This is a genomic window from Actinacidiphila yeochonensis CN732 (assembly GCF_000745345.1).
GTDB classification, from domain to species: Bacteria; Actinomycetota; Actinomycetes; order Streptomycetales; family Streptomycetaceae; genus Actinacidiphila; species Actinacidiphila yeochonensis.
In genome coordinates this window covers 2845642-2860711 of sequence record NZ_JQNR01000005.1, presented here as the reverse complement: position 1 = coordinate 2860711, position 15070 = coordinate 2845642, and the positions used below count along the sequence as shown (strand labels likewise).

The 15070-nt window shown below is 74.6% G+C and carries 11 protein-coding genes; 7 read left to right on the top strand and 4 right to left on the bottom strand.

Features of this window, described 5'->3' with window-relative positions; translation table 11 throughout:
* Positions 1-20 precede the first annotated feature (20 nt).
* The 3 genes from BS72_RS23945 to BS72_RS23935 all read left to right on the top strand — a co-directional run bounded on the left by BS72_RS23945 (position 21) and on the right by BS72_RS23935 (position 3738).
* Positions 21-1112 carry an ABC transporter ATP-binding protein gene (locus BS72_RS23945; protein ID WP_037913447.1) on the top strand — a complete coding sequence of 364 codons (1092 nt, stop codon included), beginning with the start codon at positions 21-23 and terminating at the stop codon, positions 1110-1112.
* A gap of 1 nt (position 1113) precedes the next feature.
* On the top strand, positions 1114-1887 hold the full coding sequence (locus BS72_RS23940; protein WP_037913445.1) for an ABC transporter permease: 774 nt from the start codon (positions 1114-1116) through the stop codon (positions 1885-1887).
* A 342-nt stretch (positions 1888-2229) separates the two neighbouring features.
* Complete coding sequence (locus tag BS72_RS23935) at positions 2230-3738, top strand: amino acid permease (RefSeq protein WP_078901595.1); 1509 nt, start codon at positions 2230-2232, stop codon at positions 3736-3738.
* A gap of 74 nt (positions 3739-3812) precedes the next feature.
* Here BS72_RS23935 and BS72_RS23930 read toward each other — a convergent pair whose 3' ends face one another.
* On the bottom strand, positions 3813-4568 hold the full coding sequence (locus BS72_RS23930) for a DUF4232 domain-containing protein (RefSeq protein WP_037917395.1): 756 nt from the start codon (positions 4566-4568) through the stop codon (positions 3813-3815).
* A 637-nt stretch (positions 4569-5205) separates the two neighbouring features.
* On the opposite strand from BS72_RS23930, the gene BS72_RS23925 reads away from it, so the two are divergent.
* Positions 5206-6087, top strand: a complete 882-nt coding sequence (locus tag BS72_RS23925) for an ABC transporter ATP-binding protein (RefSeq protein ID WP_407639007.1) — start codon at positions 5206-5208, stop codon at positions 6085-6087.
* Positions 6036-7259: an ABC transporter permease gene (locus BS72_RS40005; protein ID WP_407639006.1), complete on the top strand. Its 1224-nt coding sequence runs from the start codon at positions 6036-6038 to the stop codon at positions 7257-7259. The genes BS72_RS23925 and BS72_RS40005 overlap by 52 nt, the downstream gene beginning before the upstream one ends.
* A gap of 100 nt (positions 7260-7359) precedes the next feature.
* Here BS72_RS40005 and BS72_RS23915 read toward each other — a convergent pair whose 3' ends face one another.
* Positions 7360-7668 (bottom strand): hypothetical protein, encoded by a 309-nt coding sequence (locus BS72_RS23915; protein WP_037913442.1) that lies wholly within the window; start codon positions 7666-7668, stop codon positions 7360-7362.
* A gap of 410 nt (positions 7669-8078) precedes the next feature.
* Between BS72_RS23915 and BS72_RS23910 the strand changes: the two genes are divergently transcribed.
* Positions 8079-9104 (top strand): LLM class flavin-dependent oxidoreductase, encoded by a 1026-nt coding sequence (locus BS72_RS23910; protein ID WP_037913440.1) that lies wholly within the window; start codon positions 8079-8081, stop codon positions 9102-9104.
* 188 nt (positions 9105-9292) lie between these two features.
* Here the strand turns inward: BS72_RS23910 and BS72_RS23905 are convergent, their stop codons facing one another.
* Positions 9293-9685: an SCO5389 family protein gene (locus BS72_RS23905; RefSeq protein WP_037913438.1), complete on the bottom strand. Its 393-nt coding sequence runs from the start codon at positions 9683-9685 to the stop codon at positions 9293-9295.
* 231 nt (positions 9686-9916) lie between these two features.
* Between BS72_RS23905 and nucS the strand changes: the two genes are divergently transcribed.
* The gene (gene nucS, locus BS72_RS23900; protein ID WP_037913437.1) at positions 9917-10579 is read left to right on the top strand and encodes an endonuclease NucS; all 663 of its coding nucleotides are present in this window, start codon (positions 9917-9919) and stop codon (positions 10577-10579) included.
* A gap of 97 nt (positions 10580-10676) precedes the next feature.
* Here nucS and BS72_RS35845 read toward each other — a convergent pair whose 3' ends face one another.
* The gene (locus tag BS72_RS35845; protein WP_107498867.1) at positions 10677-14807 is read right to left on the bottom strand and encodes a hypothetical protein; all 4131 of its coding nucleotides are present in this window, start codon (positions 14805-14807) and stop codon (positions 10677-10679) included.
* Positions 14808-15070: the final 263 nt, after the last annotated feature.

Below are 15070 nucleotides of genomic sequence, written 5' to 3'. Positions count from 1 at the left end.
GTCTCTTGTAGCCTCGCTGCATGATTGAGTTGCAGGGGCTCACCAAGCGGTACGGGGACAAGACCGCTGTCGACCACCTCACCTTCACCGTGCGCCCCGGCGTGGTGACGGGCTTCCTCGGCCCGAACGGCGCGGGTAAGTCCACGACGATGCGCATGATGCTCGGCCTCGACACCCCCACCAGCGGGGACGTACGGATCGACGGCAAGCACTACGCGCAGCTCAGCGAGCCGTTGAAGTACATCGGCGCGCTGCTGGACGCCAAGGCGATCCACGGCGGCCGCACCGCGTACAACCACCTGCTGTGCCTGGCCCAGTCGAACCGCGTCCCGCGCCGCAGGGTGGACGAGGTGCTGGAGACCGTCGGCCTGACGGCGGTGGCGAAGAAGCGGTCCAAGGGCTTCTCGCTGGGCATGGGACAGCGGCTGGGTATCGCCGCGGCGCTCCTGGGCGATCCGGAGATCCTGATGTTCGACGAGCCGGTCAACGGACTGGACCCGGAGGGCATCCACTGGATCCGCAACCTGATGAAGGGTCTGGCGGCGCAGGGCCGTACGGTGTTCGTCTCCAGCCACCTGATGAGCGAGATGGCGCTGACGGCCGACCACCTCATCGTCATCGGGCGCGGGCGGCTGATGGCCGACACCTCGATGTCGGAGTTCATCGAGCGGAACTCCAAGTCGTTCGTGCGGGTGCGCACCCCGCAGCCGGAGCAGCTCAAGGACCTGCTGTCGGAGGCCGGCCACCAGGTGGTGCAGACCTCCGACGGCGCCCTGGAGCTGCCGGACGCCGACTCCGCCGCGATCGGCGAGCTGGCCGCCGGGCACCAGGTGGTGCTGCACGAACTCAGCCCGCAGCGGGCGTCGTTGGAGGAGGCGTTCATGCGGCTGACGGCCGAGTCGGTGGAGTACCACGCGGGCGGCCCGGCGGCCGCCCAGGGCGAGTGGGTCCCGCCCGTCCCACCCCACGAGGGGGCTCCGCCCGGCGGGCCCGACGGGCGGCAGCAGCTCGGACAGCCCTACGGACAGCAGCCTTACGGACAGCAGCCGGGCGGGCAGTCCGCCCAGCCCCAGTGGGGCTCCGACTGGCGCGGCAAGCAGAAGGGGAACTGACATGGCATCGCCTTCCGCGGTCCTGCTCTCGGAGTGGACGAAGATCCGCTCGGTGCGCTCCACGGTGTGGACGCTGGCGCTCGCCTTCCTGGTGACGCTGGCGCTCGGCGCGGTGATCTGCCTGGTCTTCAACAACCAGTGGAGCACCATGTCCCAGGAGGACATGCTCACCTTCGACCCGACGAACACCAGCTTCTTCGGGATGACGCTCGGCCAGCTGGCGCTGATCGTCTTCGGCGTGCTGGTGTTCTCCAGCGAGTACAGCACCGGCATGATCCGCACCTCGCTGGCGGCCGTCCCGCAGCGCGCCTCGTTCTACCTGGCGAAGGTGGCGGTGGCGGGCATGCTGGCCTTCGTGGTCGGCATGGTCACCAGCTTCCTCACCTTCTTCCTCGGCCAGGCCCTGCTCGGCTCGCACAAGGCCCACATCGGCGACCCGGGGGTGCTGCGCGCGGTCTTCGGCGCGGGCCTCTACATGACGCTGCTGGTGCTGCTGTGCGTGGGCGCCGCGGCCATGCTGCGCAGCCCGATGCTGGGGCTGGGCATCATGATGCCGTTCTTCTTCCTGGTCTCGCCGATCCTCACGGCGGTGCCGAAGGTGAAGACCGTGGCCCGGTACTTCCCCGACCAGGCGGGCCGCAAGATCATGCAGGTCGTGCCCTCCTCGGGGGACCACACCTCCTACGGGCCCTGGGGCGGCATCCTCATCATGGCCGTGTGGGTGGTGGTCGTCCTGATCGGCGGCTACGCGGTGCTGAAGCGCCGGGACGCGTAGGGGTTCCGTCCGGCTTCGGCCGGCTTCCCGCCGGCCCTCCGCCCACGGGGTGGCGTGGGTCCCGGCCTGGCCCTGAGGGGAGGGCGCCGCGTGCCGGCGGCGCCCTCCCCTCCGCCGTCCGCGCGCGCCCGGGACGGAACCGGTCGGCACGCCGCGACACGCACACCGAGGCGCAGAACATAGACCCCGGAACCGCTCTTCTTTCGCATATGTGACGCATCTCCTACGTGGATCATCGAATCCGGGGCAGGGAGTACGTCATGCTGTCCTGTCGTGGCCCGGATTGCCCCCCATGGCCCGGATTCGCCCTCGCGCCCCCACGTGAACGAAGCGAGAACCCCCATGAGCAGTGACAAGACGTCCCCGGACGCCGTGCCCGCAGCCGAAGGCAGCGCGGGAGACGCGGGAGACGCGGGCTACAACAAGGACCTCAAGTCCCGCCACATCAGCATGATCGCCATCGGCGGCGCCATCGGCACCGGTCTCTTCCTCGGAGCCGGCGGCCGCCTGGTGTCGTCCGGGCCGGCGCTCGCCCTGGCGTACGCGGTCTGCGGCCTCTTCGCCTTCTTCGTGGTGCGCGCCCTCGGCGAGCTGGTGCTGTACCGGCCGTCGTCCGGTTCGTTCGTCTCCTACGCGCGCGAGTTCCTCGGGGAGAAGGGCGCGTACACGGCCGGCTGGATGTACTTCCTGAACTGGTCCACCACCGGTATCGCCGACATCACCGCCGTAGCGCTGTACGTGCACTACTGGGGCATGTTCACGGCCGTGCCGCAGTGGCTGCTGGCGCTGATCGCCCTCACCGTGGTGCTGTCGGTCAACCTGATCTCGGTGCGGATCTTCGGCGAGATGGAGTTCTGGTTCGCCATCGTCAAGGTCTCGGCGCTCGTCCTCTTCCTCGCCATCGGCGTCTACCTGCTGGTGACCCGGCACCCGGTGGGCGGCCGGACGCCCGGCTTCGACATCATCTCCAGCCACGGCGGGCTCTTCCCCGAAGGGCTGCTGCCGGTGATCGTGGTGCTCCAGGGCGTGATCTTCGCGTACTCGGCCGTCGAGCTGATCGGCGTCACCGCGGGCGAGACCGCCGAGCCGCACAAGGTCGTGCCCCGCGCGGTGAACTCCATCATGTGGCGGGTCATGCTCTTCTACGTCGGCTCGGTCGTGCTCCTGGCCCTGCTGGTCCCGTACACCGGCTTCTCCGCCGGCCAGAGCCCCTTCGTCACCGTCCTGTCCAAGATCGGTGTGCCGGCCGCGGGCGGCGTGATGAACCTGGTCGTCCTCACCGCCGCCATGTCCAGCCTGAACTCCGGCCTCTACTCCACCGGCCGCATCCTGCGCTCCATGGCCGTGGCGGGCTCGGCCCCGCGGTTCACCGGCCGTATGAACCGCCACCAGGTGCCCTACGGCGGCATCCTGCTCACGGCGAGCGTCTGCGTCCTCGGCGTGGGGCTGAACTACGTGGTGCCGGGCCAGGCCTTCGAGATCGTGCTGAACATCGCCTCGCTCGGCGTCCTCACCGCGTGGGGCATGATCATGATCTGCCACCTGGTCTTCGTCCGCCGCGCCAAGCAGGGCCACGTGCGGCGCCCCGCCTACCGCCTGCCGGGCTCGCCGGTCGTCGAGATCGTCACGCTGGCGTTCCTCGCGGCCGTGCTGGTGCTGATGTGGTTCGACAAGCCGGTGGGCCGCGCGACCGTCATGATCATCCCCATCGTGGCCCTGGCCCTGACGGTGGGCTGGTTCCGCGTCCGCGGCCGGGTCACCGCGCGCGCGGCGCGGGGGTACCCGGCGGAGGGCCTCCCGGTCGGCTCGGAGACGGCCACCACGACCCCGGAGTCCTCGGGCGCGTCCTAGGACCGCGACCGGCACCGGCCAGGGCCGGCGGCCACTCCGCCGTGCTGCCGCCCGACGCGGGCGCCGGCACGCGGTCACTCGCCGCCCTGGCCGGCGCTTCCGACCGGGCCCACCTTCACGGGCGAGCCGGAGCCGTCAGTGACCGGCAGGGTGGCGGCGCCCGGCCAGCTGAGGGTCACCGACGTCGTCTCGTTCGGCGGGGTGACCACCAGCCCCGTGATGCGCACGCCGGAGCCGCCCGAGGTGTTGAACGGGTACTCGACGGGGAAGTACGTCGACTTCCCGCTCTTGAGGACGCTCGACGTGGTCTCCTGGCCGGTGCGCTGCGCGGACAGCGCTCCCGCACTGGTCTCCAGGTCGACGCCCGCGTACCCGGCGATCACGCAGTCCTGGTCGCTCCGGTTCTTCAGCTCCACCACGACGGTCCCGTCAGGGTCGCCGTCGATGGTGCCGTCCTGCGCCGTGATCTCCAACTCCCCCGTGTGGCACCGGCCGACCCCGCTGTTCGCGTTGGACGCGGTCCCGCCGCTGGAGCCGGAGCCGGCCCCATTGCTCCCACCAGAACCGGAGCCGGACCCGGTGCCGGAGCCGGAGCCGGAGCCGGTGCCGGAGCCGGAGCCCGAAGCGGTCCCGGCGGAGTCGGTCCCGGCGGACTCGTTCGCACCGCTCTGATCCGCGTTACCGGAACCAGAACCGCTGTCCGGGGCGGACGCGGTCGGTGCGGACGAGGGGGCGCTCTGTCCCTTGGTGTCCGTACCGCTCTGGCACGCGGCGAGCGAGAGACCGGCGGCGACGGCCAGGGCGGCGAGAGTGAGCTTGCGAGCGCGCATCATGTCTTCCTCAGTGTCGGTGGGTGGTGGCGACCGCGCGGAACGGGTCGGTACGAGTGATCGTCAACCACCAGGACCCGCCCGGCCCGCACGCCGTTCCGCACGGTCGCCTCCCGGGACGTTCCTGTTACACCCACAGCCGGGAGCGGCACGCACCACCGTCGAACCACCACACCGCCCACCAGCGGGGACGGCCGCTCCCGCCCACCGTGGCGCACCGTCAGCGGCCGCGGTCCGACCGGGACCCACCCGTGACCCGGCGATGTACAACCAGCGTCGGCGGAGGGGTACACCGCGCGATGCCCGCCGCTACCCCGCGCGGCGGCCCGGCCGGCCCCACACTCGGCCCCGCACCCGGCCCGACACGGTCGCCGGCGCCGGGGCGTGACCGCCCACCGCAGGAACCGCGGCTCGCGGCTCGCGGCTGCTCAGCAGGTGCACCACAGGTGCACCACCCGCACCATTCCGCACCGGATCCGGCGTGTCCACGCGGATCAGTGGACGGTTATGCGGAACCGGAGGCCGCTTCGGCGCTTCCTTCCTCTCGGGGCGCACGGCCCCGCGCACGCCGCGCGCACCGCGACCGCCGGGCAGCCCCCGCGAACGCGCCGCCGGGTGCCGTGAAGAGAGGCGGAGCATGATCCAGGCAGTAGGCCTGACCAAGCGGTACGGCACGAAGACCGCTGTCCACGACCTGTCGTTCGAGGTGCGGCCGGGCGCGGTGACGGGCTTCCTCGGCCCGAACGGCTCGGGCAAGTCGACGACGATGCGGATGATCCTGGGCCTCGACGCGCCGACCGCCGGCCAGGTGACGATCGGCGGGACGCCGTACCGCGACCTGCCCAACGCACCCCGCCAGGTGGGCGCCCTGCTGGACGCCAAGGCGGTGCACGGGGGCCGCAGCGCCCGCCAGCACCTGATGTGCCTCGCCCAGCTGTCCGGCCTGCCGGCCCGCCGGGTGGACGAGGTGCTGGGCGTGGTGGGCCTCCAGGACGTGGCAGGACGACGGTCGAAGGGCTTCTCGCTCGGCATGGGCCAGCGGCTGGGCATAGCCGGCGCGCTGCTGGGCGACCCGGAGGTGCTGCTCTTCGACGAGCCGGTCAACGGTCTCGACCCGGAGGGCATCCACTGGGTCCGCAACCTGATGCGCTCGCTGGCCGCCGAGGGCCGTACCGTCTTCGTCTCCAGCCACCTGATGAGCGAGATGGCGCTGACCGCCGACCACCTCATCGTCATCGGGCGCGGTCAGCTGATGGCGGACATGAGCGTCAACGACTTCATCGCCCGTCACTCGACCGGGTTCGCCCTGGTGCGCACCCCTGACGAGGGCGGCCAGCGCGACCAGTTGACGAAGGTGCTGGCGGACGCGGGCGGCCAGGTCACCGCCGACCAGGACGGCGCGCTGCGCGTCGTCGGCCTGCCGCTCCCCCGGATCAGCGACCTCGCCCACGAGGCCGGGGTGCGGCTGTGGGAGCTCTCCCGCACCAGGCGTCGCTGGAGGAGGCGTACATGCGGCTGACCAACGGGGCGGTGGACTACCGCTCCACGCTGGACCCGCGCCAGAGCCTCCAGCAGCCGGCCGCCGCGGGCCCCCGCAGCCCGGTTGGGGCGCCCGCACGGCCAGGCCCCTACGGCCCGCCCCCGGTGCCCGCCCTCCCGGCAGCCGTACCCCCGGTGCCTCCGGCGCCCGCCGTCACCCCCCCGCCCCGTCCGACCGCGAGGACGCCCGATGACCGCTCCCGTGCCCGCCGGCCCCGGCCTTCCCGGCGCCGCCCACCCCGGCCCGCCCGCGACCCCTACGGTCCGCCGCAGGCCCAGCCCCCAGCACCGCACCCGATGCCGCCCGGCGCCGGGTTCACCTCGCGGATACCGGTGCGGCCGGCCCGGTTCAGCCACGCGCTGCGCTCGGAGTGGACGAAGATCCGCACCGTCCGCTCCACCATGTGGACGCTCGGGGTGATGCTCCTGCTGGTGATCGGCATCGACCTGCTGATCGTGGCGGCCCTGCACAACCACCACGACACCTCCACCCCGGTGCTCGCCCCCGGCCTGTTCGGGCTACTGCTCGGGGAGATCGCGGTGCTGACCCTCGGCGCGCTGGTGATCACCTCCGAGTACGGCACCGGCATGATCCGCACCACCCTCACCACCTGCCCGAGCCGGTCCCGGGTGCTGGCGGCCAAGGCGATCGTCTTCTTCCTGGTCTCCTTCGTCACCACCACGCTGGCCTGCGCGTTCACCGCGGTCGTCAACAACGCGGCGTTCGGCGGCCAGCCGGTGGACCCGGGCCTGACCCCGGCCGTGGGCGTGGCGGTCCACAACGGCGTGACGGCCGCCAGCGGCGGCGAGTGGCTCGGCGCCACCGCCGGCGTGGGCCTGTACGTGGCGCTGCTCGGCCTGCTGGCCCTGTCGGTGGGGTCGCTGCTGCGCCACTCGGCGGGCGCGATCGCCACGATGCTCGGGGCGGTGCTGCTGCCGCTGATCGTGGCGCTGTTCCTGCCGTCCAGCCTGGAGTCGTTCCGCGAGGGGATGATCCGCTACTCCGCGCCGAACGGCCTCGCCTCGCTCTACCACGTGCCGATGATCGGGAGCGAGAACCAGAACGGCACGCACCAGCTCGTCATGCTCGCCTGCGTGACGGCCGTCGCCCTCGTCTCGGCCTTCACCGCGCTCAACGCCCGCGACGTGTGACGTCCGGCGGGTGACGTCCGGCGGGTGACCCGCGTTCGCCGTTGGACGCGGCGGCGCGAAGGCGCCGTGTCCCCCGTGGCGTACGGCGGACGCCGCCCGGTCAGTAGCGGGGCGCGTTCCGGGACCGCTGCACCCTGGTGGTGCGGCGGTCCCTGGCGTTCCAGCAGGCGCGGTGCCAGTGCCGGCGGTCGTCCACCCCGCCGTGCTCGCGCCAGGCCACCACGTGGCCGACCCCCGGCGGGATCTCCTGGTCGCAGCCGGGGCAGCGGTAGTGCTTGGCCGCGGCGGCCCCGGCGACGGGGCGCACCACCCAGTCCTCGCCCTGCCACTCCTCGACGTCGCCGTGGCCGAAGCCGCTGTCGCGCTCGGGCTCCGGCGGCCGGTGGGGACGGTTGCGTCGCGGGGACACAGGCACCTCGCGCTCTGCCCGGCGGACCCGGGCTGCGTTGTCGACAACGGGGGCTGTCCGTCCAGGTTACGCGCCCGCGCCGGGCACGGAGGGCACCGCCCACCGGGTTCGGACGCGGACGGCGTCGGCGGACCGCACCGGCGCCGCCGCGCGAACGGGTGCCGGGACGGCTGCGGGGACCGGGCGGTGCGCTCCGGCGCGGCTGCGGACGACCGCCGTCCGGGGCCGCCGGGCCTTCCCAACTCGCTTACGGGCGGCGGACGTTCACCTTCCCGCAAGCCGCCAGGAGAGCGTTGGCCACCGGTCGGCGACGGACGGTGGCCGCTCGGCAGAAAATCATGAGAACTCCCCGGAGAGGCCGTGCCTTTGGCACGTGCCCCGGCGTTGGACCGGAAAAGAGGGAGTGCGTGATGCGCGTTGGGACCTTCGTACTCGCGGCCCAGTTTCCCGGGCAGGGCCACAGTGAGCCCCTGCACCGGGCGGTGTCCACGGCGGAGGCGGCCGAGAGGGCCGGGCTGGACTCCGTGTGGCTGGCCGAACACCACTTCGTGCCCTACGGGGTGTGCCCGTCCGCCACCACGCTGGCCGGGCTGCTGCTGGGCCGTACCCGCCGGATCGGGGTGGGCACCGCGGTCAGCGTGCTGACCACCGCCCACCCGGTGGCGCTGGGCGAGCAGGCGGCGCTGCTCCACCTCGCGTCGGGCGGGCGGTTCACGCTGGGCGTCGGCCGCGGCGGCCCGTGGGTGGACCTGGAGGTGTTCGGCACGGACCTCGCGGCGTTCGAAGGCGGCTTCCCCGAGTCGCTCGACCTGCTGCTGAGCTGGTTGCGGGAGCCGTCGGTGGCCGGCCGCGGGCCGCGCTACCGGTTCCGCGAGGTGGCGGTGGTGCCGCGCCCGGACGAGCTGGAGGACAGCTCGGGGCCGCCGGTGGTGGTGGCCTGCACCTCGCCGGGCACGGTGCGGCTGGCGGCCCTGCGCGGGCTGCCGATGCTGCTCGGGATGCACTGCGGCGACGCGGAGAAGGCGGAGATGGTCGACCTGTGGCGGCGGACGGCGCTGGCCGCGGGCCACTCCCCCGACGCGGTGGCCGCGGCCGGGCACGTCGCGGCCGGGGTGGTGCAGATCGGCGACACCCAGGAGGACGCGGTGGAACTGCTGCTCAAGACCATGCCGGGCTGGTTCCAGCAGGGCCTCGCTGCGCACCGCACCTTCGACGGCACCGCCCGCCGGATGCGGGACCCGTACGGCTACACCGAGCTGCTGTGCTCGCTGCACCCGGTGGGGCCGCCGCGGCTGTGCGCGGACCGGCTGGCGGCGACCGCCGAACGGACCGGCATCACCCGCTTCGCTCTTCTCGCCGAGGGCTCCGGCGACCTGGACACCACCGTGCAGAACGTGGCCCGGCTCGGCGGTGACGTGCTCCCGGAACTGGCCTGAACCGGCCCGCCCGGCCCGGGACGGGAGCACGCCCGCTTGTGCGGGCCGTCGGCGGCTGCCTATGGCCCGCCTGTGGCCATCGGTCCGCCCACGGCCCGCGGGTCCTCCGGCGCCCCCGCCGACGGGCCGCCGACCTGCCGTGTCCCCGCCCACGGCTCGCCGGTCGGCGCCGTCCACCGGGGCCGGGATCAGCAGTCGCGCAGCTCCGGCGACTGGTTGAGCAGCTGGGCACGGACCGAGGTGAACCGGCTGTAGGTCTCCTGCACATCGCGGTCCAGCGGGAAGACGGCCACCCGGTGGCAGTTCTGGAAGGCCAGCCGCACCCCGAAGTGCCGCTGGAGCGCGCCGCGGATCGCGTCGCTGGCCAGCGCGCGCAGCAACTGCCCGCGCTCCGCCTCACTCGGCGGTGGCACCTGGTTGTCGGCGAAGTCCCCTCCGTCGACGGTCAGGCGCGCGACCAGGGAGCTGATCATCTCCCACGCGTAGGGGAGGGACGTCCGGACGCAGTCGACGAACTCCTTCTCGTCGACCTCGCCTCGCTCGGCCTGTGCCAGGAGGGCCGGTGAGACGTCGAGGGACATGGGGATCTCCTCTCGTGACCACACGTCCGGCAGGACGGGGTCTGCGGGCATCCCCCGGCGCCGGCAGCGGCCGGCGGAGGGGGGAGGACGGGGGCGCGGAAGGCCGCTGGAGAGCGCGGAGTCGGCCCCGGGGCTCAACCGTAGGCGCCCCGCGCACGGCCGCACCAGGCGGCGACGCCCACAACCAGCCAATTTTCCGGCCGGGGCGGTGGGCGGGTAGCGTTGCCGACCATGCGCCTCGTGATCGCCCGCTGCTCCGTCGACTACGCCGGTCGGCTGTCCGCCCACCTTCCGTCGGCCACCCGCCTGCTGCTGGTCAAGGCGGACGGCAGTGTCTCCGTCCACGCGGACGACCGGGCCTACAAGCCGCTCAACTGGATGTCGCCGCCCTGCTCGCTCAAGGAGGGCGACGACGGGGTGTGGACGGTCACCAACAAGGCGGGCGAGCAGCTGATCATCACCCTTGAGGAGATACTGCACGACTCCTCGCACGAGCTGGGCGTGGACCCGGGGCTGATCAAGGACGGCGTCGAGGCGCACCTCCAGGAACTTCTGGCCGACCGGATGGAGGTGCTGGGCGAGGGCTGGACCCTGATCCGCCGCGAGTACCCCACGGCGATCGGCCCGGTCGACATCCTCGGCCGGGACGCGGACGGCGTCACCGTGGCCGTGGAGATCAAGCGGCGCGGCGAGATCGACGGCGTGGAGCAGCTGACCCGCTACCTCGAACTCCTCAACCGGGACCCGCTGCTGGCCCCCGTGAAGGGCGTGTTCGCGGCGCAGGAGATCAAGCCGCAGGCCCGCGTCCTGGCCACCGACCGCGGGATCGCGTGCGCCGTCCTCGACTACGACGGGCTGCGCGGCATCGAGGACGACAAGCTGCGGCTCTTCTAGGGCCTGGCCTGGGCCGCCCGCCACCCGCCCGCGCGCCCACGCACCGTACAAGGCACCTCACACCGCCGCCCCGGAGGACCGGGGCGGCGGTGCCGTGTCAGGACGCGTCCGCGGCTGCCGTTCCCGACTGCTGCGCCGTGGCGGCGGTCACGTTCGTCGCCGTGGCCACGCTGGACGAGTCCCCACCGGAGGAGTCGGGCGGCGTGGTCGGCGGCTCGGTCGTCGGAACGGTCGTAGGGGCGGTCGTCGTCGGCTGGGTCGTCACGGTCGTGTGTGTCGGCTGCGGGCTCGACGACGGGCTCTTCGGCGGGGTCGATCCCGCCTTGGTGCGGGTGGCCGTCGGGTCGGCCGACGCGGAGGTCGACGTGGTGCCGCTGGGGGTGTCCGAGGCCGACGGGCTCGCCGTACCGGACGGGGTCTCCGAGGCCGTCGACGACGCCGACGCGGTGTCCGACGCGGAGGGCGAGGAGGACGTGGACGACGGGGCCGTCGCGGGGGCGTCGGCCGTGGCCGGGGAGGTGGAGCCGTCGGCGGGCTGGTCCTGCTGGACGGACTCGATCGGCTTGACCTGGTTGTCGGGGGTGTCGTCGCCGGAGTGCGCGCCCAGCGTGACGATGGTGCCGAGGACCGCGGCCAGCAGGACGCCCGTCCCCGCGGCCACCAGGGCGCGCTTGGAGCCCGCGCCGCCGGGCCGTCGCGGGCCGGGGCCGCTCGTCAGGTCGACCGGGAGGCCCTGCTCGGCGATGACGACCGGCGCCACCGCCGGCAGCGGTGCCGTGGCCGAGGCCGGCCCGTCGGCGCGCGGCACCGCGGGGACGCCCTGGTGGTACCCGTCCGGGAGTTCGTCCGGGAAGGCCTCGGCGAAGCCCGCCGGGTAGCCGTCGACGGACGGTGTCAGCACGATCGGCGCCGGGATCCGGGGCACGGTCCGGGTGTCCGCCTGGGACGCGGCGTCCTCGACCAGCGCGAGGGTGCGGCGGCCGACCACGGTGCCCTTGCGGTCGGCGAGCGCCGCGCGCAGCGCGATGGACGCCTCCAGCTCGGCCCGGGCCCGCTCGGGGTGGCCGGTGCAGAGGGCGAGGACGCCCAGCTCGTGGAGGAAGTACGCCTCCTCGGCGACCTCGCCGGAGAGCCGGGCGGCCTCCTGGCCGATCCGCAGCGCCCGCTCCCACGCGCCCCAGTGCAGGGCCGCGGCGAAGGCCGGCGCGACGGTACGGGCCAGCAGCACCGCGGCGCTGGCGTGGCCGCCGTCCCGGCACGCCGTCAGGGCCGCGATGATCGTCTCGCACTCGGCGGCGGCCCGCTCGGGCGTCACCGAGGGGTGCCCGGTCCACCAGGCGTAGTGCAGGGCCGCGGTGTGCGCCTGCACGTCGGTCAGTTCGCCCTCCGCGCCGAACGAGCCGGCCAGTTGGGCGGCGACGCCGGCGGCGAGCCGGAAGTTCGCGCCGACCGGCACCGCGAGCCCGACGGAGGTGAGTTCGCCGATCGCGGCGTCCCCGTGGGTGTCGCCGACCAGCGCGGGCAGGTGGGAGGGGTGCGGGAACTGCCCGTCGAGGGCGACCGCGAAGGCCAGGGCCTCGCGCGCGGCCTCGCCGAGCCGGGAGGCGAGCAGCTCCGCGGGGGCGGCGCTCTCCGCCAGGGACGGCAGCGGCACCGCCGACGCCGGCAGCCGGGGGCGCGACTCGCGGGCGCGCGGCACGGCGGTGGGCTCCAGGGCGGCGACCGGGCCGTCGAAGGGCGTCAGGTCGGGCGGCGCGGGCAGGGCCGGGGCGCCCTTCTGCCACACCGAGTCGTCCGGGTCCGGCTCGGACGGCTGGCGCAGCGCGTCCCGCTGCCGCAGCAGCGCCGCGGCCTGGACGAAGCGCAGCGGCAGGCCCTCGGACTCGAACCACAGGTCGGCGGCCCATGCCGCCTCGTCCTCCTCCAGCGGTCGTCCGGTGGCCAGTTGGAGCAGGTCGGCGCAGGCGGTGCGGGTCAGCCCGGAGAGGAAGAGCTCCTCGACGAGGGCGTCCGCGGTCGGCGCCGGAACGTCGGGGGTGGCCGCCATCAGGAAGGCGCACTCGGGGGCCGCGGCCAGCAGCTCCTCCACGGCGGTGCCGCCGAACTCCAGGTCGTCGACGACGACCACGGCGCCGACCTCGCGCAGCAGCCCGGGAAGCTCCTCCCGAGTGGGGCGGTAGCCGTCGCGGGTGTGGACGAGGGCCCACAGGTCCTGGAGCACGTCCGCGAGGGTGCGGCGGTAGCCGGACAGCCACAGCACGCCGTCGGGGGCGAGCCGCTCGCAGGCGTTGGCGACCGACTCCAGCAGCGCGGTGCGGCCGGCGCCGCACGGGCCGGTGACCCGGACGGAACGGCCGCGGCCGAGCAGTCGCACCAGCCGCTCCCGCTCCTCCTCCCGTTCCAGCAGCGGGAGTTCGGGGGCGAGCTGGCCCGGCGGCGGGGCCGGCCGGGCGGAGCCGGCGCGGGCGGCCCGGTCCTCGCGGGTGCGGCGCACGGAAGTGCCGTGCTCCTCCGGCGGGCAGGTGGTGACCTCGGTGCCGTCGACCGGGTTGACGGTCAGGAGGTACGTGCCGGTGGCCACCTGCTCGATCCGGTTGCCGCTGCCGCGGGCCGGTTCCAGCGCCAGCGGCTCGCGGGCGGGCCGGCTGGTGCGCGGAGCGGGGGTGGAGCCGTCGAAGAGGGAGGGGACGTGGACGGGGCGGACCGCGGGGAGTGCCGGGTTGTCCTCGACGGGGCGCAGCGCGCCGGCCGCGAAGGCGTCGAAGCTGCCGCCCGCCGGGGCGGAGGGGGCCGACCCGGTGCCGAAGGCGTCGAACCCGCCGGGGGTTCCCGCCGCACGGCCCGCGCCGTCCGCAGGGGCGACGGCGCGCCCCGCGTCCTGGCCACCGCCGAAGAACGGTACGAGCTCCTGGCCGGGTCCGGCGCCCGAAGGGCCGGCGGAGCCGGCTCCGGGGGCTCCAGTGGCTCCTGCTCCGGCGGCTCCGGGGGCCGAGAGGCTCGCGCCGAAGGCGTCGAACCCGCTGGGCCGGGTCGGCACGCCGTCCACCTCCTTGCCGGGGAGGGCGTCGGACGTGACGTCGGACCTGCCGTCGGCCGGTCCGTCCTGGGCGGGTCGGGCGACCTCGCCGGACCGGCCGTCCCGGCTGTCGCCGAGGAAGGGCACGAGCCCCCGCTCGGGCGATGCGCCGCTGCCCGAGGCCGTCGCGTCCCCGGCGACCGGGGAGGCCACCCCGAACACGGCGGGTTCGGCGGGGTCGTAGCCGCCTGGTACGGGGACGGCGGCGACGGCGGGCGCGTCCGGAGCGGAAGGGGCGGTGCCGAGGGGATCGGCGAGGCCCCCGCCGGCTGACGGCTGGTCCGGAGCCGGGGCGGGAGCCGGAACCTCCCGGAACGGCAGGGCGTCCGGGGCCTCGGCGGCCCGCTCCGGCGCGTCGGCCACGTGGCGGCCGTGCCGGGGGGCGACAGCGGTCCCGTCGGGGTCGCGGTCCGCGACGGCGGTCCCGTCCCCGTCGCGGTCACGGTCGCCCTCGCGGTCCCGCTCCCCCGCCGTCCCGCCGCCGAACGGAGCGGCCGCCGTGCTGATGTCCGAGGCCGCGGCGCCGAACCCCGAGGTGCTGCCGGCGAGGTAGGACGCGATGCCGCCGAAGTCCGTTCCCGCGCCGCGGCCTTGCGCCTCACCAGCCGCGGCCCCGGGTATCGAGCTGTCGGGTATCGGGGTACCGGGTATCGGAGCCCCGGATATGGACGCGTCGGAGCCAGAAGAGCCGGAGGAGCCGGAGGAAGACGCGGCGCCGTCGTCGGCCGGGAGGGCATGACGGGGAGCGACCTTCGCCCCCGTGCCGAACGCGTCGAAGCCGTCCGCGCCCGCCAGCCGCGCCATCACCCCGGCACCCGCGTCCAGCCCGAACTGGTCGCCCGCCGGGTACTGCCCGCCCGGCGTCGGGGTGTCCGCCGCGGTCCGGCGCCGAGGCAGACGGGGCGCGCCCGGCGCGCCCGCGGCGAAGCCGTCGAAGGCGCCGGCCGCGGGGCCGTTCCAGCCGGGCGCCGTGGCGCCGAAGGGCGAGGTCGGCAGGCTGGGCGCGGTCGGTGACGCGGCCCCTGCCGGGCCGGGCGCACCGCCCTCCGCGGGCCGGCCGTCGGGCGTGCCGGACGCCGCACCGGCGCCGCCGGGGCCGTCGTCCGGCCGCCCTGCCGCCTCGGTGGAGTCGTACCGCTCGCTGTCGTCCATCTCGTACGCCCCCAAGGTGCGTCACGGGTGGGGGCCCGCTCGGGCCGCCGGCGTCCGCGTGGACTGCCGCCCCGGTCTCCCCATCTGCGGCGCGCCCGGCGGCACGCCTCCTGGCCATCGATGCGCAAACTCTAGAGGTTCGGGCACCATCCATGAAGTGCCGGGGCCCGCCACCCGCCGCCGCGGCCCCGCGGGGCCGCCGTTCCCGCCCTTTCCGGCCTGCGGTGTTGCCCGCGAAAAGTCGCCGCGGAGGGCGCGCGGCG